Below are 25,817 nucleotides of genomic sequence, written 5' to 3' on the forward strand. Positions count from 1 at the left end.
TCCCCCCATGGCTGATCCGCTCGTCCTGCACTCCGACCACGGCGCGGTCCGAGTGCTCACACTGAACCGGCCCGGGGCCAGAAACGCATTGAGCCGGGACCTGATTCGTGCGACCTATGCGGCGTTGACAGCGGCCGACGCCGACGAGGACGTCCGCGCCGTCGTGCTGACCGGAGCCGATCCGGCGTTCTGCGCCGGCGTGGACCTCAAGGAGGCCCAGCGTGACGGACTGGATTATTTCGAGGAGTTCCGGTCCGAGAGTTGCATCGCCGCCGTCGCCCAGATGCGGACGCCCACGGTCGGCGCGATCAACGGCGCAACGTTCACCGGCGGCCTGGAGATGGCGTTGGGCTGCGACTTTCTGGTGGCCTCGGAGCGGGCCGTCTTCGCCGACACCCATGCTCGGGTGGGCATCCTGCCGGGCGGGGGGATGACGGCGCGACTGCCGCAACTGGTCGGGGCCGCGATGGCGCGCCGGCTGTCGATGACCGGAGAGGTGGTCGACGCCGCACGCGCCGAACGTATCGGGCTGGTGACCGAGGTGGTGGCGCACGAACGTCTCATCGAGCGCGCCGTTGAGTTGGCCACGCAGATCACCGAGGTACCCGGTTCGGTGATGTCGGGATTGAAGCAGATCTACACGACGGGTGCAGCCGCGGTGATCGACCCGGCGTTGGCCGCCGAGGAGAGCATTGCGTTCGCCCAGCATCGCGATCTGGACGGGCTCGGCGACCGGTTCCAGGCGGTGTCGGACCGGAACAAGCGGCAGATCGGGAGCTGAAGGGCCCGCCAGCTCAGGCGCGCTCGCGGATCCGGACCGCCTCCATTACCTGGTTGCGGTAGCCGGAGTCGTCGGCCTCGTCGCGCAACGCCAGCTGCAGGTGGTGCTCGGCGGGGAGGCCCGCCTGAAGTTGACGCGCCCGTTCCAGTTCGGCGTCCAGTTCCGCGCCGAGCAGCAGAGCCAGATTGGTGACCCACATCCACAGCAGAAACACGATCACACCGGCCAGCGCCCCGTAGGTCTCGTTGAACCTGCCGAAGTTCGCGACGTAGAGGGCGAACGCCAGCGATGCGCCCACCCATGTCAGAACCGCGACGAAGGCGCCGACGCTGACCCAGCGAACCCGCACCGACCTGATGTTGGGCGTCGCCGTGTACAGGATCGCGATCATCACCATCGCGAACAGCAGCACCACCGGCCACTTGGCGTAGCTCCAGACGGTCAGGGCCGCATCACCCAATCCGACGGTGCGACCGATCGCCTGCGCGATCGGGCCGCTCAGCACCAGCATCAACGCCTCGGCCGTCACCAACAGCAGGGTGATGATCGTGATGAGGAGCCGGACCGGCAGCCGTCGCCAGATCGACCGGCCCTCTTCGACGCCGTAGATGCGGTTCATCGCGCGCCCGAACGCCCCGATGTAGCGGGAAGCCGACCACAGCGCCACGGCCAGGCCGATCAGCAGGGCGAGGCCCGCGGACGAGGATGCCGCCAATTGCTCGATGGGCGTCCGCAGCGTGTTCACCACCGACTGCGGCACGATGCGATCCAGAATGCCGAGCACGGTGTCGGTGGTGCGCTCAGTCTGCCCGACAAGGCCGAGCAGCGACACCATCACCAGCAGCGCCGGAAACACCGACAGCACGCCGTAATACGTCAGGGCCGCCGCCAGATCGAAACATTCGTCTCGCTGAAACTCGCGGGCTGTCCTGCGCAACGCGTAACCGACTACCTGGCGCTTCAGGCCGGTCGGCCCCTCAACCTTTCGTCGACTTCTCGAGTTCGTCATGTCGATCTCTCTGCGCATCGGGCCCGGGACGCAGCGTCCACCAGCAGGCGGCCAGCCAAGTGGTCACGAACAGGATGCTGGCGACGCCGTCGGTGACGTAGTGGACGCCGATGTACATCCGTGCCACCGCCACCGCCACGGCGAGCAGCAGCGCGGCGCCCAGCGCAAGGTAGCGCCACGATGATCGCGACCACAAAACGATCAGCACAGCGACGGCGCCGTAGAGACTCATCGTCGCGGCGACGTGGCCGGAGGGGAACGACGATGTCGGCGGAAGACCCGGCGACAGGTGTTCGACGTCCGGCCGCGTCCGCCCCACCACCCGCGCGATCGCAAGGAACAGCAGCACTTCACCGCCGACGGCGACGCCCAGGAACAGCGACGGCCGCCGGCGGTCGGTAAGCGCGAACAGGATCGCCGCGGTCACCAACAGCACAGCGACCACCGATGAGGTGTCACCGATCCGGCTGATCGTGAAGAAGACATCGGTGAGCGCTTCGGAGCGGATGTCGGCGAACCACCGCGCCACCGACGCGTCCATCGACCGCAGCACGGCCACCGACGTGACGAGGAAGCCCAGAGCGACCGTCGCACCCCAGATCAAGACCGCAGCCACCAGGAGATTGACGACGCTGTACCAGCCGGCGGGTAGCGGCGGATCGTGCTCGGGCGCGGGTTGCAGGTGCTCGCGCTCCTCGGGTTCCAATCCCTCGGTCAGCGGCGGACTGCCCAGCCCGACCGCACTGTGCCAGCGGCGGAAGGCGATGGCGGTCAGTGTGATCCACCAGATGCCGAGCAGCCACCCGCCGAGCACATCGGACGGATAATGAACGCCCAACGCCATCCGGCTGACACCGATCGCGAGGACCATCGCCACCGCGACGGTGATCACCGAGCGCCGCCACCGCGGCGCCACGATGGGCAGGAACACCAGCACCAGCACCCCGTAGGTGACAGCCGAGCCCAGGGAGTGACCGCTGGGAAAGCTCAGCCCGGGCGCCGCCGCAACGGGTGCCTCGACGGTGGGCCGGGGGCGGTCCACCAGGGCTTTGATCCCGCTTGTCAATGCGGTGGCGCCCAGCCCGGTCAGCGTGACGTAGACCGCCAGGGCTCCTTCACGTCGGATGAGCAACCACACGACCGCTGCCGCCAGTGCAATCCAGGCGACGATGGACCCGCCGAAGCTGGTGACGACCGTCAAGGCCCCCTGCACCAGCGGTGAACCGGACACCGCGGTGTTCAGCGCATCGAGAATCGCCTGGTCCGCCGACTTCAACGGACGCCAGCCGGTGGCAACCAGCACCAGCAGCAGCAGAAACAGCGCTCCCGAGCCGATCAGCAGGTAGGCGCTGGTGCGGTGCCGCACGCCGGAGCCGGCGGGCCGGTGTCTATCTGCGCGATTCGCTCGGCGCCCCCCGGCATCTGGGCGGTCGGCGCGTGTGGTCCGCTCGTTCGTCAGCTCTCGTTCGGGAATGGTGTCGCCTCGCCGTTCGTCAGTGCGGTTCCTGTGGGACGTCCTTTGACGTTGTCGGCGATCAGGAATTTCTCGCCGCCATACGGGTGGCACGAACCGGCGTCGCCCCAGCCGTACTCCTCGAGGCAGTGCCCCACAGCGGCCGGATCACACCCGTTGTTATCGTTTCGTTAGCGTCTGTGCCCTCTCACCGTTTACGAGCCGGACGCTCGGGTACGTGGTCGGAATGGCGCTTTCCGGTGCATGTGTGCGCTTCTGCCGAAACGCACTGCAAAGCAACGCTTCTCGAGCTCGAATATGAATTCGATCACGGTGGCGACATGAGTTCGGTCCCTCGCGTGCCCGAAACGGCGACCATGGCGGGTCGTGAACTCGGCGGTCGAACGGCATGGCGGGTGCTCGGCAGCGGTCGGCGCAGACTGCTGATCGAGTCCTTCCGCCGATTCCGCTACGGCGACGGTTTCTCGCATTCGCGTGCGCTGGGCTTTCAGCTCTCGCTGGCCATGGTGCCGTTGATGATCGCCGCTGTCGGGCTGAGCAACACCTACTACTCCGAACGCAGCGGGACGGTGTTGAGGCTGACGCTGCTGCAGCTCACCCCGGGGGCCTCGGACGCGGTGGTCGGCAACGCCTTGGCACACTCCTGGGGCGACGACAGTTCCGTCGTGGCGCTGTGGCTCGGCGTGTTCGTGGCCGTCTTCGCCATGACGACGGGGATGGGTCAGGTCGAACGCGGCGCCAACCGGATCTACGGCATACAGCGCGACCGGCCGGCCCTGCAGAAGTACACCCGCGCGTTCGGCATGGCGTTCCTGGCAGGGTTCCCGACACTGGCGGGCTACATCCTGTTGGTCGCAGCGACCACCTTCGGGGAGGCGGTCGAGCGCGTATACGGGTTCGACGACGACGAAATCACCGCCGCCGCCATGGCGTTGGGTGTCGCGCTGCTGCTGGCCTCGGTCACCGCGATGCTGCGTTTCGCGCCGCGTCGGCGTCAGCCCGCCTGGTCCTTCCTCGCCCTGGGCACGGGCATCGTGTTGATGCTGTGGCTGGTCTTCACCGGCATCGTCGTGGTGTACCTGGCGTTCTCCGACAACCTCGGCAGCGTGTACGGGCCGCTCACGGCGGTGGTGGTGCTGCTGCTGTGGGGATTCCTCACCTCGATTGCCCTATTCTTCGCCCTGGCCATTTCGGCGCAGGTCGAAGCCACGTGCGCCGGTGAGCATGAGGGCGCCTTCGAAGACACCGAGATTCAGCCAGCCCGTGTCGTGCCCTTCACGCGTGGCGCCGCGTATTGTCAGCGCGGCGGCGCGCAGCCCAGCGGCACGGCCGAGGCGGTCGGCTCGTAACGCAGGCCGTCGGCCCGCAACTGCTCCTCGATCCGCGCGAACGCGCGTTGTTCATCCTCGGAAAGATTCATCCCGACTCCTCATCGCTGAGACACGAATCGTGTTGCCGCCTCGACGTGTTCGGTGCTGACGAAAACGTCATACCGGGACGCCATCAGGGTCTGCACACTGGAGAAGTCGCGCTTGCCGCGCGTCGACCAGTGCGCAACGAACCCGAACACGGCCCCGAACAGGGCGCCGATGAGAATCGGGATGAGCAGCACCCAGATCCAGTACCAGAACGGGCCCACCGTGAACAACAGGAACAGCAGCCCTACGAACGCACCGAGCCATGCGCCGGTGCCTGCGCCCGCCAGCGCGGCCTTGGCTTTGGTCACCCGGCCGGTGACATGTTCCACGGTGCGCACACCGTCGCCCACGATGCTGACGTGCTCGACCGGAAAGCCGCCGTCGGACATGCGGTCCACCAGTGCCTGCGCATCTGCGTAGTCCGAGAAGGACGCAAGCAGCCGTCGCTTGTCGAGGGTCCGCGCATCTGCGTCTTGATGCTCAGTGGCATTCGTGGGTTCAGACATCGGTATCTCCCTTCCGCTCAGGTACCGCAGGTGCCCCGGCGATAGAGTGCGACACCCGGCAAAGCCCATCGTTACGACTTCGTTACCTTCCGCGGGTGTCCGCCCCGACGCCGCGTGCGCGCCGCAGAATGAAGTCCACCGCGGGCCGATCGCCGAACTCCGGCCGCGGACGGGTCGTCATCTCGACCTGTCGCCGCGCCTGCACCTCGACCGGGGTGTCGGGGTCGAGCACGCTCAAATACACACGGTGGGCGGCCAGCGACTCGACGGCGGTCTCGGTGTAGCCGTCCACCACTTCGCCGTGGGTGGCGTCCGGCCGTTCTCGAACAACCAGGTAGGCGGCGCGGCCAACGAATCATAAGCGGCGGCAACGGCATTGGCGAATTCGATATGGTCCCGCTGGTTCGGTGCGTCCGGCGCCCACTGCGGGCCGCTGTAGATGGTGATCACCACGTCGGGGTCCATTGCGATGATCGTCGAGGCGATCTTCGCGCGCAGTTCGGGGCTATCGCGGATCCGGCCGTCCGGGAAGCCCCAGAACTGAACGTCGCGCACCCCGACGACGGCGGCCGAGCGCACCTGTTCGGCCTCGCGGATTGGACCGGCCTGCTGCGGGGGCATGCCGGCGATGCCGGCCTCGCCCCGCGACGCCAACGCGTAATGCACGGTCTTGCCGTCGGCCGTCCACTTGGCCACCGCCGCGCCGATGCCGTACTCCGGATCGTCGGGATGCGGCACCAGGACCAGCGCCGTGCGCCAGTCGGCGGGAAACGGCGAAACCTCGGCCGCCGCGGTCATGTCATCACGCGCTCGACACACCGTGTACGACGATGGCGGTGGTCTGCTCGACCCAGTCGTCGCCCAGCGGTCGGCCGGGCGCCAACAGCATCCGCAGCAGCGTGGCTCCCCCGATCACCTCGACGAGCCGATCCGGGTCGACGCCCGCGTTGACCTCGCCGCGCCGAACAGCGTCGACGATGCGGGTGCGCACCGCCGAGAACACCCCGGTGAAGCGATTCATGACGCGGGCGTTGAGGTCGGCGTCGGCGGCCATGTCGGCGATCAGCCCGGGCAGCGCCGCCCGCACGACGGGGCTGGTGAACACGTCGCGGGTGGCGGCCACCATGGCGCGGATATCGGCGGCGATGTCGCCCGGCGGAGTCTCGATGGCGGTCGGCGCCGCCGGAAACGCCGCCTCGTGCACCAGTTCGGCCTTGCTCGACCACCGGCGGTACAGGGCCGTCTTGGTGGTGCAGGCCCGCTCGGCGACCGCGGCCATGGTCAGATTCGAATAGCCGATTTGCACAAGCAGATCCGCGGTGGCCCGCAGTATGGCAGCGTCGATACGCGGGTCCCGCGGCCGACCGGCCGCAGGGGTCTTGTCATCCGAGAACGCGTCTGCTTTCATATCGCTACCCACCGTATCGTAATACTCGGTCGAAGGAAGAAGTTGTGGCTACTGAACCGGCTGTCGAAGATGTCGGCCGCCTCGAGCATTCGAGTCGCGATCTGTCCACGCTGCCCGATGTGATGTCGCGGTGGCTGGCGACGGTACTGCCGGGCGGGGCGACCCCGGAGATCACCGTCGAAAGCGGTGTGGACGCCAACGGGATGTCGTCGGAGACGATCATCCTGACGGGCCGCTGGGACGACAACGGTCAGGTCGAGCAGAAGTGGGTGGCGCGCGTCGCGCCGACCACCGACGACGTGCCGGTGTTCGACTCGTACCGGATGGACCATCAGTTCGAGGTCATTCGACTGGTCGGCGCGCAGACCGACATCCCGGTGCCGCAGGTGCGGTGGCTGGAGAACACCGGCCAGGTGCTGGGCACTCCGTTCTTCCTGATGGACTATGTCGACGGACGGGTGCCGCCAGACGTCATGCCCTACACCTTCGGCGGCAACTGGTTCGCCGACTCCCCGGCCGAGAAGCGACGAGAGCTTCAGGACAGCACCGTCGGCGTGCTGGCCAAGCTTCATTCGATTCCCCGTCCGCAGGAGACGTTCAGCTTCCTCGACGACGGCTCGGACGCCAACGCCCTGCGGCGCAACCTGAACTGGCTGCAGAACTGGTATGAGTTCGCGGTGCCGGACATCGGGCGGTCACCGCTGGTGGAGCGGGCGCTGGACTGGCTCGAGGTGAACTGGCCCGCCGACGTCGCCGCCGGCGAACCGGTGCTGGTGTGGGGCGACTCGCGCGTCGGCAACGTGCTGTACCAGGAGTACCGGCCCGTCGCGGTGCTGGACTGGGAGATGGCCACCCTCGGACCGCGTGAAATGGACGCGGCATGGATGATCTTCGCCCACAATGTTTTTCAGGAACTGGCAGGCCTCGCCGGCCTGCCCGGACTGCCCGACTTCATGACCGAGGCCGACGTCACGGCCACCTATGCCGAGCTCACCGGCGTGCAGCTGGGCGACCTGAACTGGTTATACGTGTACTCCGGTGTCATCTGGGCGTGTGTGTTCATGCGGACCAGCGCGCGTCGGGTGCGCTTCGGCGAGATCGAGCAGCCCGACGACGTGGAGTCGCTGTTCTATCACGCTTCCTTGTTGAGACGACTCATCGGAGACGCCTGATGCTCGGTCCCACCGACGAATTCCCCATCCATCAGATCCCGCAGCCGATCGCCTGGCCGGGGTCGTCGGATCGCAACTTCTACGACCGCTCGTACTTCAACGCCCACGACCGCACCGGTGACATCTTCCTGATCACCGGCCTCGGTTACTACCCGAATCTGGGTGTGAAGGACGCGTTCGTGCTCGTCCGGCGCGGTGACACCCAGACCGCGGTGCACCTGTCCGACGGCATCGACGCCGACCGGCTCAACCAGCACGTGCTGGGTTACCGCGTCGAGGTCACCGAACCGCTGCACAAGCTGCGCATCGTCATGGAGGAGACCGAGGGCATCGCCGTCGACCTCACCTGGAACGGGCTGTTCGACCCCATTCGGGAGCAGCGGCACATCCTGCGCACCGGTACGCGAATCACGCTGGACGCGCAGCGTTTCGCGCAGGTCGGCTCGTGGAGCGGGACCATCGCGATCGACGGCGAGCACATCACCGTCGACCCGTCGGTGTGGATCGGCAGCCGGGACCGATCCTGGGGCATCCGGCCGATCGGCGAGCCGGAACCTGCAGGCAGGCCCGCAGTTCCGCCGTTCGAGGGCATGTGGTGGCTCTACGTGCCGATGGCCTTCGACGAGTTCGGTATCTGCCTGATCATCCAGGAGGAGCCCGACGGCTTCCGCAGCCTCAACGACGTCACCCGCGTCTGGCCGGATGGCCGCGTCGAGCAGCTCGGCTGGCCGCGCGTCAAGATCCACTACACCTCGGGCACCCGCATCCCGACCGGGGCGACCATCGAGGCGACCGCCTCCGACGGTGCGGTGCTGAGTCTTGAGGTCGAGTCGAAGTTGCCGGTGCCCATCCACGTCGGCGGCGGCTACGGCGGTGACTCCGATTGGCTGCACGGCGTGTGGAAGGGCGACAAGTTCACCGAGCGCCTGACCTATGACATGACCGATCCGGCGATCGTCGGGCGCGCCGGGTTCGGCGTCATCGACCACGTCGGCCGCGCGGTGTGCACGGAAGGCGGCAAGTCCGCCGAGGGCTGGGGCTTGTTCGAGCACGGGGCGCTGGGCCGCCACGACCCCTCGGGCTTCGCCGACTGGCTGAGCGTGGCGCCGTAGCTACGGGCTCGCGGCGGGCCCGGAACGCGGAACTTTACCGAATCGCGGATGTAAACAGACGCGGAAGCGCACACTTCCCTCATCGGCTCACGGCGAGCCGAGTGCGCCAGGGGGTGACACTCATGATGACCAGCAACGCTCTGCAGCCCTCTAGCCGGTGGCTTGCGCGCCCCGCCCAGTTCGCGGCGATAGTCGCATTCTGTGCTGCGGTGTGTCCGGCGATCGCGACGGCCGAACCCGTATGGGACATCGAGGAATACGACTACTGCATGAAGCAGACGACCGACGGCGTGCCCAGCAGCGATCCCGTCGCCCAGTTCGAGGAATCCGTCCGCTACTGCTGCAACCGGTCCGGCGGTGTGCACAACGGCCTCACCTGTACCGCTCCGCCCGCCAAGGCCGAGCAGACGGTGCTGCCGCCACCGAGAGCCGGTCTGCCGACCCTGCAGGTACGGCCGCCGCTCGTGGCACCACCGCCCAAGCCGATGCCGCCACCGATGGTGCCGGTGCTGCCGCCCTCGGCGGGCTGACCCCGCCGGCCGGTCAGGCGACGGGCGTCGTCGCGACCGGCGTTCGGCCGAAGACCATCGCCTCGTCGGCCGACTCGAACCGGTGGCCCAACGCGTCACGCAAGAAGTTGTGGCTCAACATCCACGGCCGCCTGGTGCCCGACTTCGGCAACACATGGAGCCCGCGTTTGACGTAGCCGGACTCCAGGTTGAACGCGGGCTGCTCCGGCATCGGGGCCCCGCCGAGGTGCGGATAGCCGTGGGTGTAACCGTGGGACCGCATGTGGGCCACCAGCCTGGCGAAGGACTGCGCGGTCATGTCGGCGCCCAGCGTCCACGAGGCGTTCGTGTAGCCGACACACCACGCCGCGTTGGGCACGTCCTCGAGCATGTGCCGTCGGTACAGGAACCGCTCGTGGGGGTCGATCTTCTCCCCTGCGATGCTCAGCGTCACCCCGCCGAGTAATTGCAGTTGCAGGCCGGTCGCGGTGATGATCACGTCCGCGTCGATCCGGCGGCCCGACTCGAGCACCGCGCCGTTCGTGTCGATGAAGTCGATGCGGCCGGTGACCATCTCGAGGCGGCCTTCGGCGATCTCCTTGTACAGATCGGCGCTCACGATGAAACACAGCCGCTGATCCCACGGGTTGTACGGCGGCTTGAAGTGTTCGTCGACGGGATAGCCGGGGGGCAGGTTCTTCTCCGCGATTCGCCGCAGCACGCGCTTGCTGAATTCCGGCGCTACGCGCGTGATGCCCCACAGCGCCGCACCGAGCAGTGCATTTCGCCACCGCACTATCCAATGAGCGAGTTTGAGCGGCAGCACTTTACGCATCACCACTGCGGTCGGCTCGATCTTCGTGGTCGACATCATGTACGACGGGGTGCGCTGCAGCATCGTCACGTGCGCGGCATCGGCGGTCAGGGACGGAATCAGGCTCACCGCCGTCGCACCGCTTCCGACGACCACGACCCGCTTCGCGGTCCAGTCGAACGACTCCGGCCAGTGCTGGGGATGTACCACCTCACCGGCGAAGTCGTCGATTCCCTTGAACTCCGGTCGGTACGGCTCGTCGTAGTCGAAGTATCCGGTCCCGAAGAACAACCACCGGCAGCGGTAATCCCTTTCGACACCGTTCTCTTCGCACCGCACCGTCCAGGTGTCGGTGTCCCAGTCCCAATCCGCGCTGCGGACATGCGTGTTGAACCGGATGTGTCGGTCGATGCCGTGCCGGCGGGTCGTGGCCTCAAGGTACTGCCAGATGTGTTCGCCGTCAGCGATCATCTCCGGCCGAGTCCATGGCTCCCACGGGAAGCACAACGTGTAGATGTCGCTGTCGGACCGAATTCCCGGGTATCGGAACAGGTCCCACGTACCTCCGACACGCTCGCGGCGCTCCAGGATGGTGTAGCTGAGGTCGGGGTTGCGCTCGCCGATGCGGTGAGCCGCGCCGATACCCGAGATACCGGCACCGATGATGAGCACGTCGCTGTAGTCGGCCATGAACATGCTCAGGCGGTGATCGCCTGCGCCGGCACTGGGCTCCGGCCGAACACCATCGACTCCTCGATTCGGTCCACGCGGTGGTCGATGGCGTCGAGCACGTAGTTGTGCCGCACGTTCCAGGGCCGGTGGGTGCCCGACTTCGGTAGCACGTGCGCCGAGCGCTGCACGTAACCGGCGTTGATGTTCCAGGCCGGCTTCTCCGGCATCGGCTTGTCCCCCAGATGCGGGTAGGCGTGCGTGTAGCCGTGAGCGTCCATGTAAGCCACCAGCTTCGCGAACGCCCGGGCGGTCAGATCGGCGCGCAACGTCCACGACGCGTTGATGTAGCCGACGCACCAGGCCAGGTTCGGGATGTCCTCGAGCATGTGTTCCTTGTAGACGAACCGATCCTGCGGCTTGACCTCCTCGCCATCCACGCTCAACGCGACGCCGCCGAGCGCCTGCAACTGGATGCCGGTCGCGGTGATGATCACGTCGGCGTCGATGCGCTGCCCCGAGCGCAGCGCGATGCCGGAGGCGTCGATGTGGTCGATCTGATCGGTCACCACGTCCATGCGGCCGGTGTTGATCGCCTCGTAGAAGTCGTCGTCGAGCATCGCGCACAGCCGTTGATCCCACGGGTCGTAACGTGGCTTGAAGTGCACGTCGACGGGATAGCCTTCCGGCAGAACGCGTTTCGCGTGGCTGCGGATGTAGCGCTTGCTGAGCCCCGGCGCCGCCCGCGCGAAGGCATAGACGAAGACCGTGAAGATCACGTTGTAGACGCGGGCCGCCCAGTACCCGGCCCGGCCGGGCAGCTTGCGGATCGCCTGCACGACCGGGTTGATGCGTGGTGTGGACAGCATGTAGGAGGGCGACCGCTGCAGCATCGTCACGTGGCCGGCCTTCTGGCTCAGCGACGGAATCATGCTGACCGCCGTTGCGCCGCTGCCGATCACGACCACCCGCTTACCCGCGTAGTCGAGGGACTCCGGCCAGTGCTGCGGATGCACCACCTCACCGCGGAACTCCTGCAGACCAGGGAACTCCGGCCGGTACGGCTCGTCGTAGTTGTAGTAGCCGGTGCCGAAGAACAGGAACCGCCCTTGGTACGTCCTGGCGGTTCCGTCCTGCTCGGCGTGCACGGTCCAGGTGTCGGTGGTCGAGTCCCACTCCGCTGAAAGCACGCGCGTGTCGAACCGGATGTGCCGGTCGATGCCGTGCTTGCGGGCCGTCTCAGTCAAATAGTCCCGGATGTCGGGCCCGTCGGCGACGTTCTCCGGACGCGTCCACGACTCCCACGGGAAGCTGAGCGTGAAGATGTCGCTGTCGGAGCGGATGCCCGGGTACCGGTGCAGGTCCCAGGTGCCGCCGATACGCGAGCGGCGCTCCAACACGGTGTAGGACAGGTCGGGGTTCTTCTCGTGCATGCGGTAGGCCGCGCCGATCCCGGAGATCCCTGCGCCGATGATCAACACGTCGGAGTATTCGGCCCGCTCGCCCGGCTCGTTGGCCACCATGCCCGACCTCCTCTGGTTCGGCTGAGTACCACGATATGGGTCAGGACCGCAGTGCGTCGATGATCTCGGCCAACGAATCCACCGCGATCGGCCCCGGCTGGTACAGGCAGATCCGGTCGGAGACCCCGTCGACACGGTCACGGATGTGGGCGGCCACCTCCGCCGGGCTGCCGCACGCCGCAACGGTGTGCAGCATCTCGTCGTCGATCAGCGCGGCCATGTCCTGCCAGCGTCCCTGCTTGGACATCGCGTTGAGCTCCGGCTGCAGATCACCCCACCCGTGCACCTCGAGCACCGGCCGGTAGGCCGGCGTTGAACCGTAGAAGGCCAGCAGGCGTCGCACGGCGGCGTGCGCGTCGGACGCTGAGTCCTCGCCCACCGACACGATGATCTCGGGCACGACGGCCAGCTCGTCGGGGCTGCGACCGGCCGCCGCCAAGCCCGCCCGCACCGCAGGCATCGTCGCCTCGTGCAGGAAGCGCTTGGAGCCGAACGGCATCACCAACAAGCCGTCGGCGACCTCGGCGGTCGCCCGGGTGAGCCGCGGCCCCAGTGCACCGAGGTAGATCGGCGGCGGACCGTACGGGTTGGGGCCCGGGTTGAACGTCGGGGTCATCAGCGTGTGCCGGTAGAACTCGCCGCGAAAGTCCAGCCGCTCGCCGGTGTTCCACGCCGCGAACACGGCCCGCAGCGCGCCGACCATCTCCTTCATCCGCGCCACCGGACGGTCGAACGCGACTCCGTACCGCTTCTCGATCTGGGCGCGCACCTGCGTGCCGAGACCGAGGACGAACCGGCCTTTCGACAGCAGCTGCAGATCGTTGGCCTGGTGCGCGAGCTGCTCGGGATTGCGGGGAAAGGCGATCGCCACGTTGCTCATCAGGTCGAGGCCGTCGACCGTGGCGGCCAGGGTGAGCGGAACGAACACGTCGTGCGGACCCTCGAAGGTGAACACCCCGCTGGCGCCGGCCTCGCGCAGCAGCTGGGCTCGCTCGATTGCATCCGTCGGTCCGAACAACGCCGTCATGACCTTCACGGCGTGAGAGCCTATCGGCGTGAGCATCCCGCACAGTGCCGACGTCGCCGTGGTGGGCGCAGGATTCGCCGGACTCGCCGCGGCGCGGGAATTGACCCGCCTCGGGCACGACGTGGTGGTGCTCGAGGGCCGCGACCGCGTCGGCGGGCGCTCGTCGACCGCGACGATCGCAGGTATACCGGTAGACCTGGGCGGCACCTTCGTCGGGCCCACGCAGGACGCGGTTGTCGATCTGGCGCGCGAGCTGGGCTGCGGCACCGTCGCCACGCACAACCGCGGCAAGAATCTGATCCGCTGGCGCGGCAAGGTCCGTTCCTACCGCAGCACCATCCCGCGGCTGTCGATCATCGAGTTGCTCGACGTGTCCCGTATCCAGTGGCGGTTCGAGCGTGTCTGCCGGCGGGTGCCCGTGCACAAACCGTGGGAGGCGTCGGTCGCCGATGCGCTGGATTCGCAGTCACTCGACGGCTGGCTGAAGTCGGTGCACGCCAGCGCCGGCACCCGCGACCTCATGGCGATCATGAGCAGGGTCACCTGGGGCTGTGAACCAGAGGCCGTGTCGATGCTGCACGCGGTGCACTACGTCAAGGCCGCAGGCGGCCTGGACCGCATGCTCGACGTCGAGGGCGGCGCGCAGCAGAACCGCTTCCCCGCAGGCACCCAGCAGATCGCCGAGCGAATGGCCGCAGAAATCGAAGCACTGGGCAATCCTGTCGTGCGGGGCGCGGTGGTGCGCCGCATCGAACGCCACAGCGACGGCGACGTGAGCGTGACATCCGATGCGGGCACGGTCACCGCCAAGGCCGTCGTCGTCGCGATTCCGCCCGAGCACCGCGCGGCCATCGCGTTCCTGCCCGACCTGCCACCCGATTACGGCAAGCTCGCCCAGCACTGGCCCCAGGGCAACCTCAGCAAGGCCTACGCCGCCTACGAAACCCCGTTCTGGCGGGCGAAAGGACTGTCCGGAGAAGCGCTTTCCGACGAGGGGCCGGTGTTCATCACCTTCGACGTGAGCCCTAGCGACGAGGGACCCGGCATCCTGCTGGGCTTCACCGACGCGCGGACCTTCGACCCGCTACCGCCCGCCCAGCGTCGCGAGCAGGCGCTGTCGGGGTTCGCGACGTTGTTCGGCGAGGCCGCCCTGGCGCCGATCGACTACCTCGATCACTGTTGGGGCGCAGAACCATTCGCCCCGGGCGGTCCGACGGCGGCGGTGCCGCCGGGATCGTGGACGACATACGGGCCTTGGCTGCGCAAACCGGTCGACGGCATCTACTGGGCCGGCACCGAGACCGCCGAGAAGTGGACGGGCTTCCTCGACGGCGCCGTGCGGTCGGGGCTGCGGGCCGCCGACGAGGTGCACCGCGCGCTGGCGGGCGCTAAGAGCTGACGCGACGCTCAACGGTCGCGGCTTCGACCAGCTGCCGCAGGTGGCTGTTGACCTCCTGCGGGCGTTCCAGGATCGCGCAGTGCCCGCCGGAGAGTTCGACGAACTGCGCGAGATGGGGCACCTCACGGGCGATGCGCCGCGACGAGACCATCGGCAGCAGCCGGTCCTTCTCGCTGCCGATCACCAGGGTTGGCACCGCCAGGTTCTTCAGCCCGATGTGCTGCGGGCCGAGATGTTCGACCAGGGTTCGGGCCCAGCCGCCACGACCGGCCGCCGAGGTGGACGCGAACAACTCGTAGACGAATTCGGCGATCGCGGGGTCGGCATCGCGGCCCACGGCCATCATCGAGATGAACCGCCGGTTCGGACGGTGGATCGGGCCCATCAGCGGAGCCGCGCCGAACGTCTTGAGCAGCGTTCCCGCCGCGAACACGCGGACGTCGGCCAGTTGCGGCGGAACCGGGAGCAATCGGACGTGGCGCAGCAGATCGCCGGTGGTGGTGTTGATGAGCGCGACGCCTGCGGCCCGCTCGGTCACCCGGTCGGCATAGCGCTCGGCCCACGAGGTGATAGCGATCCCGCCCATGGAGTGACCGGCGATGACAGCGCGTTCGTGTCGTGCCAGCGTCGCATCCAGCACCGAGTCGAGATCGCCCGCCAGGTGGTCCAGGCTGTAGCCGTGGCGCCGCGTCGGCACCGCGCTGCGACCGTGGCCGCGGTGGTCGAAGGCGATGACGCGGTAGTCGCGCGACAGGTCGGTGATCTGGTGCGCCCACACCCGAAGCGCACAGGTGATGCCGTGCGCCAGCACGATCGGGTAGCCGTCTTCGGGGCCGAAGACCTCGGCGTGCAGGCGGATGCCGTCCTTGGAGCGCACGGCGACGGCGCGGCCTGGCGGCAGCTGTCTGGCGGGGGCGAAGAAGGGGGCGTGCGTTGCGCCCCGGGGGCGACGACTCATGTGCGCTCCGTTCTCGGCACCGTTGCCGGATATCTGAGACTAGCCCTCAGTACCCAATACGGGCTTGATGACCCGCCCGGTCTTGGCGGCGTTCCAGACGGCGTCGAAGTCGGCGAAGTCGAACACCGTCACCAACTTCTCCAACGGCAGATCACCGCATCGGTACAGGTCAGCCAGGTACGGGAGGAAGGTGGGTCGCGCAGAGCGGCCGCGGTGTCGGACGCGCCCGGGTCGACAGTGGCCGTGGCACCCAGGTCGGCGGCCACCAGGCTGGGCTGTCCGAAGAAGCCGCCGATGAGGTCCGCGCCGACGGGCTCGCGGATCTGCACGTCGGTGAGGCGGGGGTCGGCGCCGGCGTCGAGGAGCACCGCGGCGCGGATTACGGGCATCCGAGGATGTTAAATAAGCGCCATGCGCGCGATTCAGATAGCCAGCCTCGACGGACCGCAATCCGCGAAGCTCGTCGAGCTCGACGAACCCGACGGCGAAGGCCAGATCGTCATCGAGGTGCACGCGGCCGGGGTGGCGTTTCCGGACGTGCTGCAGTCGCGCGGGCTCTATCAGTACAAGCCGGAGATGCCCTACACCCCGGGCGGCGAGGTGGCCGGTGTCGTGCGCAGCGCACCGGCGGACGCGCACGTCTCGGCGGGCGACCGCGTCGCGGCGCTGACCATGTTGTGCGGTGCGATGGCGGAAGTCGTTGCGCTGCCGGCCGAGCGGGTGTTCAAGTTGCCCGACAACGTTTCGTTTCAGGCCGGCGCCGGCCTGCTGTTCAACGACCTGACGATGCATCACGCGCTGCGCACCCGGGGCCGGTTGGCCGACGGTGAGACGGTGCTGGTGCACGGCGCGGCAGGCGGCATCGGCACGTCGACGCTGCGGCTGGCGCCGGCCTGGGGGGCGTCGCGGGTGATCGCGGTGGTGAGCACCGAGGACAAGGCCGAGGTGGCCCGGGCAGCCGGGGCCACAGACGTCGTGCTGGCGGACGGTTTCAAGGCCAGGGTCAAGGAGCTGACCGAGGGGCGCGGCGTGGACATCGTCGTCGACCCGGTCGGCGGCGACCGGTTCACCGACTCGCTTCGGTCGCTGGCGCCGGGGGGCCGACTGCTGGTCATCGGCTTCACCGGCGGTGAGATCCCGACCGTCAAGGTGAACCGGTTGTTGCTCAACAACATCGATGTCGTGGGGGTGGGCTGGGGCGCGTGGACGCTGACGCATCCGGGTTACCTGGCCGAGCAGTGGGCCGAACTGGAGCAGGTGCTGGCCTCGGGCGCGGTGGCGGCGCCGGAGCCGCAGGTGTTCCCGCTCGAGCGGGCCGCGGACGCGATTGCGGCGCTGGAGGACCGGTCGGCAAGGGGCAAGGTCGTCGTCGCGGTGCGGTGACGGTCGCTAGAGGTAGGGGTCGGCCCACGCGCTGATGATGCGCGCGGCACGGGCCGCCTGGTTCTTCTCGGTGAGCATATGGTCGGCGCCCTCGAGCGAGACGAAGCTGCGAGGGTGCCGGGCGGCGCGGAAGATCTCGCTGGCGTTGTCGATGCCGACGGTGTTGTCGGTGGGCGAGTGCATGACGAGCAGCGCGCGGCGCAGGGTGTTGATCCGCTCGCGCAGGTCGGCCTTGCGGACGTCTTCGATGAAGTGTCGCTTGAGGGTGAGCGCCTTGCCGCCGATGTGGAACTTGGCCTCGCCGTCGGCCTCGATGCGTTCGCACAGGGCGTCGTAGCTGTGCTCGACGTGGGCCGGTTCGTAGGGCGCACCGATGCTGGCGACGGCCGCGACGGTCGGACAGTCGTGGGCCGCGGCGATGACGGCGGAACCGCCGAACGAGTGGCCCACGAGCAGGTGGACCTCGCGGCCGGCGTCGTTCATGAACTCCACTCCCCGAACGGTGTCGGCGACCTTGTGCGAGAACGATCCGTCGCCCCAGTCGCCCTCGGAATCGCCAAGGCCGAGGTTGTCGAAGCGCAGCATGCCGATGCCCTCGCTGGCGAGTTGCTTGCAGATCCGGCTGGCGGCGGGGCTGTCCTTGCCGAGGGTGAAGCCGTGAGCGAAGACGCCCCAGCCGCGGACGTCACCGTCGGGCAGGTCGACTACGCCCGCCAGCACGGGCCCACTGGTACTCGCAAAACTGACGCTCTCGCTCACGCGCGCCATCCTGTCACCATGTATCGGATCTCACATCTGTGGGTACGCCCTCGGTCATGGCACATCGAATCGTCACCGCTGCTGCCCTGTTGATCCTGCCCGCTGCGGCCCTGGCGGGCTGTGGGACCGACGACCAGGCAGCCGAGCCGACCACGACCACCGAAGCGCCGCCCGCAGGCACGGATCGCCTGGCGGCCCAGTTCGAGACCGCCGACGGCACCCCGGTGGCCGATGCGACCCTGGACTTCGCGAACGGCTTCGCCCGGATCACAGTCGAAACGACCGAGGGCGGCGTCCTCAGCCCGGGCTTCCACGGACTGCACATCCACGAGGTCGGCACGTGCGAGCCCAACTCGACGCCACCCGACGGCGGCCAAACCGGCGACTTCCTGTCCGCAGGCGGTCACTTCCAGGCGCCGGGGAGCAGCGGGCACCCCGCCAGCGGCGATCTCACCTCGCTTCAGGTGCGATCGGACGGGTCCGCGGAGTTGGTGACCACGACGGACGCGTTCACCGCCGAGGAGCTGCTGGCCGGTGACGGCACCGCGCTGATGATCCACGAGGGCGAGGACAACTTCGCCAACATCCCGAACCGCTACAGCCAGCCCGACGGTCAGCAGGGACCCGACCAGGAGACGCTCGCCACGGGTGACGCGGGCGGCCGGGTGGCCTGCGCGGTGATCGAGCGCGTGGGTGCGGAGACGACCACGACGACGACCACCACGACGACCACCACCACGCCGACGACCGTCACCGAGACCACGGTGATCAGCCCGACGACGACCGTCGTACCCCCACCGCCGGTGACCGAGACGACGACCACGACCGCCACCACGGTCACCGAGACGACGACCACCACCACCGCACCGCCCACGACCACGACGACCACGACCGTCGCCCCGCCGCCGTGAGGCTGACGGTCACCGGAGGCGACGCTGCGTCAGTGCCGTGCCCGCGTCGCGCGATCCGTGCGCCCGCACCCATTTCTCCAGTGCCACGGCCAGACTCGTGAGCGCGGCCACCGCGAAGATGCGCAGCCACGTGCCGATGTCCAGCGGCGCGGTCTCGAACACCGTGTTCATGGCGGGCACGTAGGTGATGGCGAGCTGCGCGATCGCCTGTACGGCCACCCCCACGATCAGCCAACGGTTGGTGAAAAGACCGATCCGCCAGGCTGAATGGACCAGCGAGCGGCAGCTGAACAGGTAGAACGCTTCGACGACCACGAACACGTTCACCGCGGCGGTGCGGGCTTCCGACAACGACGCGCCGCCGGCCAGCTCCCATTCGAACAGCCACCAGGAACCGGCCACCAGCAAGCTCGACACCAACAGGATGCGACCCACCAGTGCCCGGGTGAGCAGCGGCTGGTCGGGGTCGCGCGGAGGCCTGGCCATGATGCCGGTCTCCTTGGGCTCGAACGCCAGCATGAGGCCGAGCGCGACGGCGGTGGTCATGTTGATCCACAGGATCTGGGTCGGCAGGATGGGCAGCGCCGCGCCCAACGCGATCGCGACCAGAATCACCAGGCCCTCACCGATGTTGGTGGGCAGGGTCCAGGTGATGAACTTCGTCAGGTTGTCGAAGACGCCGCGGCCTTCCTCCACGGCGGCTTCGATGGTTGCGAAGTCGTCGTCGGTGAGCACCATGTCCGCGGCGTCCTTGGCGACCTCGGTGCCGCCTCGCCCCATGGCCACCCCGATGCTCGCCTGCCGCAGCGCCGGCGCGTCGTTGACCCCGTCGCCGGTCATGGCGACGATGTGCCCTCTGCCCTGCAACGCCTCCACCAGCCGCAGCTTCTGCTCCGGGGACACCCGGGCGAAGACGCTCGCCTGCTCGACCGCCTCGGGAAGCTCCTCGGGCGCGGTGTCGGCCAACTCGGCGCCGGTCAGCACCCTGCGATGGGTTTCGTCCTCGGGGTCCAGCAGTCCGACCGCGGCGGCGATGGCACCGGCGGTGCCTGCGTGATCGCCGGTGATCATCTTCACCGCTATGCCGGCCGAGTGACAGGCGGCGACGGCGGATGCGGCGGCCGCTCGGGGCGGGTCGAGCATGGCGTGCAGGCCCGTCAGCGTCACGCTGCCGGGCAACGCGTCTTCGGTGAAGTCGCTCCCCTCTGCCGGGCGACGCACACCGGTGGCCAGCACCCGCAGGCCCGTCGCGGCCAGCCTGTCAGCTGCCTGCACTACCGCCGGACGGTCGATGGGACGCAGCGACCCGTCGGCGCCCATCTGCGTAGGGCACATCTCGAGCATCCGCTCGACCGCTCCCTTCACCAGCACCACCTGCTCGCCAGCGGCATCGTGCAGGGTTGCCATGTACTGACGCTCGGAACTGAACGGGATCGTCGCGACCCGCGGAAGTGTCCGTCCGAGTTCGCCGGCTGCGATGCCCGCCTTGGCGGCGACGACGACCATGGCCGCTTCGGTGGGGTCACCGGCGATGTCCCAGCGCTCGGCGTCGTGTGTCAGCACAGCGTCGTTGCAGGCCGTCCCGGCCAACAGCGACCAGCGCAGCGCCGCGTTCGCATCCACCGAGGCCGGCACGCCGTCCCTGGTCAGCAGTGCGCCGTCGGGTGCGTAGCCGGATCCGGTTGCTTCCCACGACTCGTCGGGTGTCCAGATTTCCCGCACCGTCATCTGGTTCTCGGTCAGCGTGCCGGTCTTGTCGGCACAGATCACGGTTGTGCTGCCCAGCGTCTCCACGGCGGGCAACCGGCGAATGACCGCTCGGCGCTTGGCCATTCGGGCGACGCCGATGGCCAGCGTGATCGTCACCGCCGCCGGCAGGCCCTCCGGGATGGCGCCGACGGCGAGCGCGATGGCCGCGGTGAACGTCTGCACCGCATCCTGGTGTCGAAGCAGACCGATGGCGAAGGTCGCCGCCGCCAACGCCAGGATGCCGACCGTCAGGATCTTGCTGAACCAGGCGAGCTTGGCGGTCAACGGTGTCGCCAGCATCTCGGCGGCGCCGACGAGCCGGTGGATCTCGCCGATCTCGGTCTCGGCCCCGGTGGCCACGACGATCCCGGCTCCCGCGCCGGCCGTCACCAACGTCCCCGAGTAGGCCATGTTGCGTCGGTCCGCCACCGGCGTCGCCGCCGGCAGAACCACTTCGTCCTTGTCCGCCGACACCGACTCGCCAGTCAACGCCGACTCATCGATCCGTAACTCGGTCTGGCGCAGCAACCGGATGTCGGCCGGGATCTTGTCGCCGGCCTCGACGCGCACCAGATCGCCCGGCACGAGCTGGTCGGAGGCGACGAGGTGCTCGCGTCCGTCGCGCACGACTTTGGCCTCGGTGTTAACCATTGCGCGCAGGCTCTGTAGCGCCGCTTCGGCCTTCGATTCCTGGATGAAGCCGATGACGGCGTTGACGACCACCACGGCGAAGATCACCGCGGAGTCGACGTATTCGTGTAGGGCCGCGGTGATCGCGCCCGCGACGAGCAGCACATAGATCAGCGGATGGTGGAACTGACGCCCGACCCTGAGCAGCAGACCCGAACTGCGGGGAGCGGGCAGGGCGTTGGGGCCGAACCGGTCAATACGCTCGCGGGCCTCCGCGCTGGACAGGCCGCGGTGCGAATCGGTCTGCAGCAGCAGCACCACTTCATGGCCGGCAAGTCCGTGGTGGGAGTCGGTTGCCACCGTCGCCGGTACCGCCGCCATCACCGCATCCGTAGCGCTTCGGTGTTGGTTCTGGCCGCCGCTTTCTGCGCCGGTTCGATGACGAGTACGGGGACGGCGGAGTGTTCTACGAGATCGGCGGAGACGCTGCCGAGTACGCGTGCCGACAACCCTCGGCCGCGTCGACCCACCACCAGCAGATCGATGTCGTTCTGCTCCGCGTACTGCCGCAGCGCCACGCTCGGGGCGCCGGCTAACACCTCGGTATGCACCGCGCCGACACAGTCGGCCTGTGCGGCCATCGTGGCCAACCGCTGCTTGGCCGCGTCGACATCGGCGCCGGTGACGTCGTCGGCGGCCTCGTAGTGCAGGACCTCGGCGATGACCAGCAGACCGCAGTGCGGCCCGAACATTCGCAGGACCGTTGCCAGCACCCGCTTCGACTCCTGCGAACCATCGAGGCCCACCAGGACCCGTGGCCTGCTGTCGGCGCTTGACCGGTGCGGTGGTATCGCTTCGCCCGGTCCGGCGGCACCGGGGCGGCGCTGCACGCGCTCGATGGCGATCGGCAGGAACAGCGGGCCCAGCGGCAGCGCGATGAGAATCCACAACGGGTCGTATCCACGTCGAGCCATCCACAGGCCGGACAGCAACCCGATCACACCCCAAGCGACGGCCAGCGCGATGACCAACGTTGTGTCCACACCTCGACCGTGGCAGACCCTCGGGGCGCGTGCCAGATTCCTCCGACAGGATCGGCGAGGACTTTCGGCCCCCGGGCGGCGTGGCTCGAGCGCAGCGACTGGAAGTGAATCGGCCCCCGGAAAGTCATCCGGGGGCCGATTCGACTGGTAGCGGGGACAGGATTCGAACCTGCGACCTCTGGGTTATGAGCCCAGCGAGCTACCGAGCTGCTCCACCCCGCGTCGGGTAAACGCAAGGTTACCGAAGGCGCTGGTGCACTTCCAAATCGCACGGCCCGTTATCGGCGTGACTCCGCTCACGGCGCACGCCGAACCACCCGGCGTGCTGCCCTGTGGCGCCCCGCACCAACGCTGCAGCGCGTGTACTCCGGTTCGCCGGGATACGCCACGGGTGCGGCGACGTGGCCACGCAGGCCCATACGAGTGAGCCCTTTCGGTGCGGCGCGAGCGTGCACGAATGTAGTGGCGCGAGCGGCGTGTCCGATACAGACACGCACGCTCGCGCCAATAGGGGAAACTCAGCTAGCGGACTGGTATTTCGCCATCGCGTCGTCGAGGCGCTGAAGCGCATCTCCGAACTCGCCGAAATTGCCGCTCTGCTGGGCTTGCCGCAACGCGTCCAGAGCGGTGTTGACCTCCCGCAGCGCATCGGCTTGCGGGCCGGACAACTGCACCGGGCCACCCGGTTGCGCCGCCGCCGGCGGCTGCCCGGTCGGCGCGCGGCCGTCCTGGCCGGCAGGTGGCTGGGCCGCGGCCACCTCGCCGTTGGTTGCAGGCGTCGCCGCGGGCTGCTGACCCGGCTCGCCCGTCGGCGCGGGCCCGGTGGCCGTTGCGTCCGCTCCCGGACCGAACAGGTCTATCAGGGCGTCGCGAACCGTCGGACCGTAACCGATCTTGTCGTTGTACATCATCGCCACGCGAATGAGTCGCGGATACGACGATGCCGCGTCACTGGAGCCCGGCGATGCGTAAACCGGTGCGACATAAAGCAGCCCGCCCGGGCCAACCGGCAGCGTCAGTAGGTTGCCCCATCGGATGCGGTTCTGGTTGTCGCGGCCGATGACACCGAGGTCCTGGCTGACGGCGGTGTCGGTGCTGATCGCGTTGAAGGCGAGCTTGGGTCCGTTGACCTGGCCCGGAATGGTCAGCACCGTCAGCCTGCCGTAGGTCTCGGGGTCCGAGCTGGCGCTGATGTATGCGGCGAGGAAGTCGCGGCGGAACCGGTTCATCGCGCTGGTCAGCTGGAACGACGCCGAACTGTCCTCCGACGCAAGGTCTTTGGCGACGATGTAGTACGGAGGCTGGAAGCTGCTCGCCGTCGGGTTCGGGTCCAGCGGCACGTCCCAGAAGTCCGACGTGGAGAAGAATGTCACCGGATCGTCCACGTGATAACGCGCCAGCAGTTCGCGCTGCACCTTGAACAGGTCCTCGGGGTAGCGCAGGTGGTCCCGAAGCTCGGGCGAGATCTCGCTCTTGGGCTTCACCGTGTCGGGGAAGACGCTCATCCACGCCTGCAGCACCGGATCGGACTCGTCCTGCGCGTACAGCGTCACGGTGCCGTCATAGGCGTCCACCGTCGCCTTGACCGAGTTGCGGATGTAGGACACCTGCTTGTCGGGCTGCAACCGGTTGATCGCCACCTCGGCGGAGTCGGCCGTCGCCGAGGACAGCGACATCGACTGCGAATACGGGTAGTCGTCGAGCGTGGTGTAACCGTCGACGATCCACACCATCCGGTCATTGACGATCGCCGGGTATATCGCGGTGTCGGTGGTCAGCCACGGCGCCGCCGCCTTGACCCGGTCGGACGGATCACGATTGAACAGGATTTTGCTGTCCGCACCGATCACGTCGGAGAACAGGAAGTTGCGCTCGGCGAACTTGGCCGCGAACAACGAGCGCGCCAGCCAGTTGCCGACCGGCACCCCGCCGCTCCCGGTGTACGTGTAGTTGCGCGTCTCGGTGTTGGTCTCGAAGTCGTACTCCCGAGGCACGCCGTTCTCCCCCACGATGGCGTAATCCGCCGCGGTGTTGGCGATCACCGGTCCGTAGTAGATGCGCGGTTGGTCCAGTGGAGCGGGCCCCTGGTTGATGATGCCGTCGGGACCCACCGCGTTGACCAGGAACTCGGGGTAGCCGCCGTTCTGGTTCGGATCGTTGGCGACGCCGCGTACGGTGTTGGCGGGGGAGGCGATGAACCCGTTGCCGTGCGTGTAGACGGTGTGCCGGTTGATCCAGTCGCGCTGGTTGTCGATCAGCCGGTCGGGGTTCAGTTCCCGCGCAGCGACGACATAGTCGCGCAGTTGGCCGTCCTCGTCGCGGTACCGGTCCATGTTGAGGTGGTCGGGGAAGTAGTAGAAGTTCTTGCCCTGCTGGAACTGGGTGAACGCGGGGCTCACGATCGTCGGGTCGAGCACCCGGATGTTCGACGTGGTGGCGCGGTCAGCGGCCACCTGCTGCGCGGTGGCAGGCGTGTTGCCGGGATAACTGCGGTAGGTCACCGTCTCGTCGGTGAGCCCGTAGGCCTGTCTGGTCGCCGTGATGCTGCGACTGATGTATTCGCTTTCCTTCTGCGCCGCGTTCGGCTTGACGCTGAACTGTTCGACCACCAGCGGCCAGCCGGCGCCGACCACCATCGACGACAGCAGCAGCAGCACCACACCGATCGCTGGAATTCGCAAGTCCCGCAGGAAGATCGCCGAGAAGACGGCCGCGGCGCAGATCAGCGCGATGGCCAGCAGGATCAGCTTCGCCGGCAGCACCGCGTTGATGTCGGTGTAGCCGGCGCCGGTGAACGGCTTGCCGCCGCGGCTGTGGCTCAACAGTTCGTAGCGGTCCAGCCAGTAGGCGGCGGCCTTGAGCAGCACGAAAGTGCCCGCCAGCGCGATCAACTGGATGCGCGCCGAACGGCTCAGCGCGCCGGTGCGTCCGGACAGCCTGATCCCGCCGAACAGGTAGTGGCCCACCAGGTTCGCCAGGAAGGCGAGGAACACCGCGACGAACAAGTAGTTCAGGACCATCCGATAGAACGGCAGGTCGAACGCGTAGAAGCCGAGGTCCTTACCGAACTGCGGATCCGCGACCCCGAAGCTGCTGCCGTTCAGGAACAGCTGCACCGTCTCCCACTGGCCGACGGCGAACAACCCGACGAACAGGCCGATCACCACGGGCACGCCGATGCCGACCAGGCGCAGCCGCGCCATCACCGCGGTGCGGTAGCGCGCGACCGGGTCGTTGGGTCCGCTGGTCGGCACGAACACCGGGCGGGTGCGATAGGCCAGTGCCAGCCCGGCGAACAGGATCAGGCCGACCACCAGGGACACCACGAAGAACAGGATGATCTGGGTGAAGATCACGGTCGTGAAGACCGACCGGTAGCCGAGTTCCCCGAACCACAGCCAGTCGACGTAGGTGTCGATCAACCGTGGCCCGATCAACAACAGCAGCACGGCGACAACGCCTGCCCCGATGAGAACTCGGCTACGTCGTGTCAGCTTCGGCATTCGTGCCGCGGGCCGCATACCCACTCGTCGACTCCAGTCTTACTTACGTTTTCAACCACG

General features: G+C 68.0%; 21 protein-coding genes, 1 tRNA gene and 1 pseudogene. 8 read left to right on the forward strand and 15 right to left on the reverse strand.

All coding sequences use genetic code 11. From position 1 onward, the window contains the following. Positions 1-7 precede the first annotated feature (7 nt). Positions 8-781, forward strand: a complete 774-nt coding sequence (locus tag K3G64_RS01975) for an enoyl-CoA hydratase (protein WP_238888580.1) — start codon at positions 8-10, stop codon at positions 779-781. Positions 782-794: 13 nt separating this feature from the next. Here the strand turns inward: K3G64_RS01975 and K3G64_RS01980 are convergent, their stop codons facing one another. Both K3G64_RS01980 and K3G64_RS01985 read right to left on the reverse strand, forming a co-directional pair. After that, the gene (locus K3G64_RS01980) at positions 795-1,790 is read right to left on the reverse strand and encodes a YihY/virulence factor BrkB family protein (protein ID WP_238888581.1); all 996 of its coding nucleotides are present in this window, start codon (positions 1,788-1,790) and stop codon (positions 795-797) included. Continuing rightward, positions 1,759-3,156: a phosphatase PAP2 family protein gene (locus K3G64_RS01985; RefSeq protein ID WP_238888583.1), complete on the reverse strand. Its 1,398-nt coding sequence runs from the start codon at positions 3,154-3,156 to the stop codon at positions 1,759-1,761. Before K3G64_RS01985 ends, K3G64_RS01980 begins: the two co-directional genes overlap by 32 nt. A 428-nt stretch (positions 3,157-3,584) precedes the next feature. On the opposite strand from K3G64_RS01985, the gene K3G64_RS01990 reads away from it, so the two are divergent. After that, a complete protein-coding gene (locus K3G64_RS01990; protein ID WP_238888585.1) occupies positions 3,585-4,613 on the forward strand; it encodes a YihY/virulence factor BrkB family protein in 1,029 nt (342 codons plus the stop codon). A gap of 80 nt (positions 4,614-4,693) precedes the next feature. Here K3G64_RS01990 and K3G64_RS01995 read toward each other — a convergent pair whose 3' ends face one another. The 3 genes and pseudogenes from K3G64_RS01995 to K3G64_RS02005 form a co-directional block, all read right to left on the reverse strand. Then, positions 4,694-5,188: a general stress protein gene (locus K3G64_RS01995; protein WP_238888587.1), complete on the reverse strand. Its 495-nt coding sequence runs from the start codon at positions 5,186-5,188 to the stop codon at positions 4,694-4,696. Between the two features lie 82 nt (positions 5,189-5,270). Then, positions 5,271-5,986 (reverse strand): annotated as a pseudogene (locus tag K3G64_RS02000) (PIG-L deacetylase family protein). 4 nt (positions 5,987-5,990) lie between these two features. Continuing rightward, positions 5,991-6,596 (reverse strand): TetR/AcrR family transcriptional regulator, encoded by a 606-nt coding sequence (locus K3G64_RS02005; protein ID WP_238888589.1) that lies wholly within the window; start codon positions 6,594-6,596, stop codon positions 5,991-5,993. 44 nt (positions 6,597-6,640) lie between these two features. Between K3G64_RS02005 and K3G64_RS02010 the strand changes: the two genes are divergently transcribed. The 3 genes from K3G64_RS02010 to K3G64_RS02020 all read left to right on the forward strand — a co-directional run bounded on the left by K3G64_RS02010 (position 6,641) and on the right by K3G64_RS02020 (position 9,410). After that, positions 6,641-7,768 (forward strand): phosphotransferase family protein, encoded by a 1,128-nt coding sequence (locus tag K3G64_RS02010; protein WP_238888591.1) that lies wholly within the window; start codon positions 6,641-6,643, stop codon positions 7,766-7,768. Beyond that, positions 7,768-8,880, forward strand: coding sequence for a hypothetical protein (locus K3G64_RS02015; protein WP_238888593.1), 1,113 nt, complete (start codon positions 7,768-7,770; stop codon positions 8,878-8,880). The genes K3G64_RS02010 and K3G64_RS02015 overlap by 1 nt, the downstream gene beginning before the upstream one ends. 122 nt (positions 8,881-9,002) lie before the next feature. Further along, positions 9,003-9,410, forward strand: a complete 408-nt coding sequence (locus tag K3G64_RS02020) for a hypothetical protein (RefSeq protein WP_238888595.1) — start codon at positions 9,003-9,005, stop codon at positions 9,408-9,410. A gap of 13 nt (positions 9,411-9,423) precedes the next feature. Here the strand turns inward: K3G64_RS02020 and K3G64_RS02025 are convergent, their stop codons facing one another. From K3G64_RS02025 to K3G64_RS02035, 3 genes are read right to left on the reverse strand one after another with little or no spacing between them, the layout of a single operon-like run. Next, complete coding sequence (locus K3G64_RS02025) at positions 9,424-10,893, reverse strand: flavin-containing monooxygenase (protein WP_238888597.1); 1,470 nt, start codon at positions 10,891-10,893, stop codon at positions 9,424-9,426. An 8-nt stretch (positions 10,894-10,901) separates the two neighbouring features. After that, positions 10,902-12,395 (reverse strand): flavin-containing monooxygenase, encoded by a 1,494-nt coding sequence (locus tag K3G64_RS02030; protein ID WP_238888599.1) that lies wholly within the window; start codon positions 12,393-12,395, stop codon positions 10,902-10,904. Positions 12,396-12,435: 40 nt separating this feature from the next. Continuing rightward, the gene (locus K3G64_RS02035; protein ID WP_238888601.1) at positions 12,436-13,431 is read right to left on the reverse strand and encodes a TIGR03617 family F420-dependent LLM class oxidoreductase; all 996 of its coding nucleotides are present in this window, start codon (positions 13,429-13,431) and stop codon (positions 12,436-12,438) included. 19 nt (positions 13,432-13,450) lie between these two features. Between K3G64_RS02035 and K3G64_RS02040 the strand changes: the two genes are divergently transcribed. Then, complete coding sequence (locus tag K3G64_RS02040; protein ID WP_238888603.1) at positions 13,451-14,821, forward strand: flavin monoamine oxidase family protein; 1,371 nt, start codon at positions 13,451-13,453, stop codon at positions 14,819-14,821. Here K3G64_RS02040 and K3G64_RS02045 read toward each other — a convergent pair. Beyond that, positions 14,811-15,779 carry an alpha/beta fold hydrolase gene (locus K3G64_RS02045; RefSeq protein WP_238888605.1) on the reverse strand — a complete coding sequence of 323 codons (969 nt, stop codon included), beginning with the start codon at positions 15,777-15,779 and terminating at the stop codon, positions 14,811-14,813. The genes K3G64_RS02040 and K3G64_RS02045 overlap by 11 nt on opposite strands. Before the next feature lie 128 nt (positions 15,780-15,907). Further along, on the reverse strand, positions 15,908-16,168 hold the full coding sequence (locus K3G64_RS02050; RefSeq protein ID WP_238888607.1) for a hypothetical protein: 261 nt from the start codon (positions 16,166-16,168) through the stop codon (positions 15,908-15,910). A 22-nt stretch (positions 16,169-16,190) separates the two neighbouring features. Here K3G64_RS02050 and K3G64_RS02055 point away from each other — a divergent pair, with 22 nt between their 5' ends. Further along, positions 16,191-17,162, forward strand: coding sequence for an NADPH:quinone oxidoreductase family protein (locus tag K3G64_RS02055; protein ID WP_238888609.1), 972 nt, complete (start codon positions 16,191-16,193; stop codon positions 17,160-17,162). Positions 17,163-17,168: 6 nt separating this feature from the next. On the opposite strand, the gene K3G64_RS02060 is transcribed toward K3G64_RS02055, so the two are convergent. Next, positions 17,169-17,921, reverse strand: a complete 753-nt coding sequence (locus tag K3G64_RS02060; RefSeq protein WP_238888611.1) for an alpha/beta hydrolase family protein — start codon at positions 17,919-17,921, stop codon at positions 17,169-17,171. Between the two features lie 56 nt (positions 17,922-17,977). On the opposite strand from K3G64_RS02060, the gene sodC reads away from it, so the two are divergent. Continuing rightward, the gene (gene sodC / locus K3G64_RS02065; RefSeq protein WP_238888613.1) at positions 17,978-18,832 is read left to right on the forward strand and encodes a superoxide dismutase[Cu-Zn]; all 855 of its coding nucleotides are present in this window, start codon (positions 17,978-17,980) and stop codon (positions 18,830-18,832) included. A 9-nt stretch (positions 18,833-18,841) separates the two neighbouring features. On the opposite strand, the gene K3G64_RS02070 is transcribed toward sodC, so the two are convergent. The 4 genes from K3G64_RS02070 to K3G64_RS02085 all read right to left on the reverse strand — a co-directional run bounded on the left by K3G64_RS02070 (position 18,842) and on the right by K3G64_RS02085 (position 25,781). Further along, on the reverse strand, positions 18,842-21,592 hold the full coding sequence (locus K3G64_RS02070; RefSeq protein ID WP_370647060.1) for an HAD-IC family P-type ATPase: 2,751 nt from the start codon (positions 21,590-21,592) through the stop codon (positions 18,842-18,844). Further along, positions 21,592-22,254 carry a universal stress protein gene (locus tag K3G64_RS02075; protein WP_238888616.1) on the reverse strand — a complete coding sequence of 221 codons (663 nt, stop codon included), beginning with the start codon at positions 22,252-22,254 and terminating at the stop codon, positions 21,592-21,594. The genes K3G64_RS02070 and K3G64_RS02075 overlap by 1 nt, the downstream gene beginning before the upstream one ends. Positions 22,255-22,399: 145 nt before the next feature. After that, positions 22,400-22,476 (reverse strand) — tRNA-Met (locus tag K3G64_RS02080). 296 nt (positions 22,477-22,772) lie between these two features. Beyond that, positions 22,773-25,781, reverse strand: a complete 3,009-nt coding sequence (locus tag K3G64_RS02085; protein WP_238888618.1) for a UPF0182 family protein — start codon at positions 25,779-25,781, stop codon at positions 22,773-22,775. Positions 25,782-25,817 lie beyond the last annotated feature (36 nt).

Source organism: Mycobacterium sp. IDR2000157661 (genome assembly GCF_022317005.1).
GTDB lineage: Bacteria > Actinomycetota > Actinomycetes > Mycobacteriales > Mycobacteriaceae > Mycobacterium.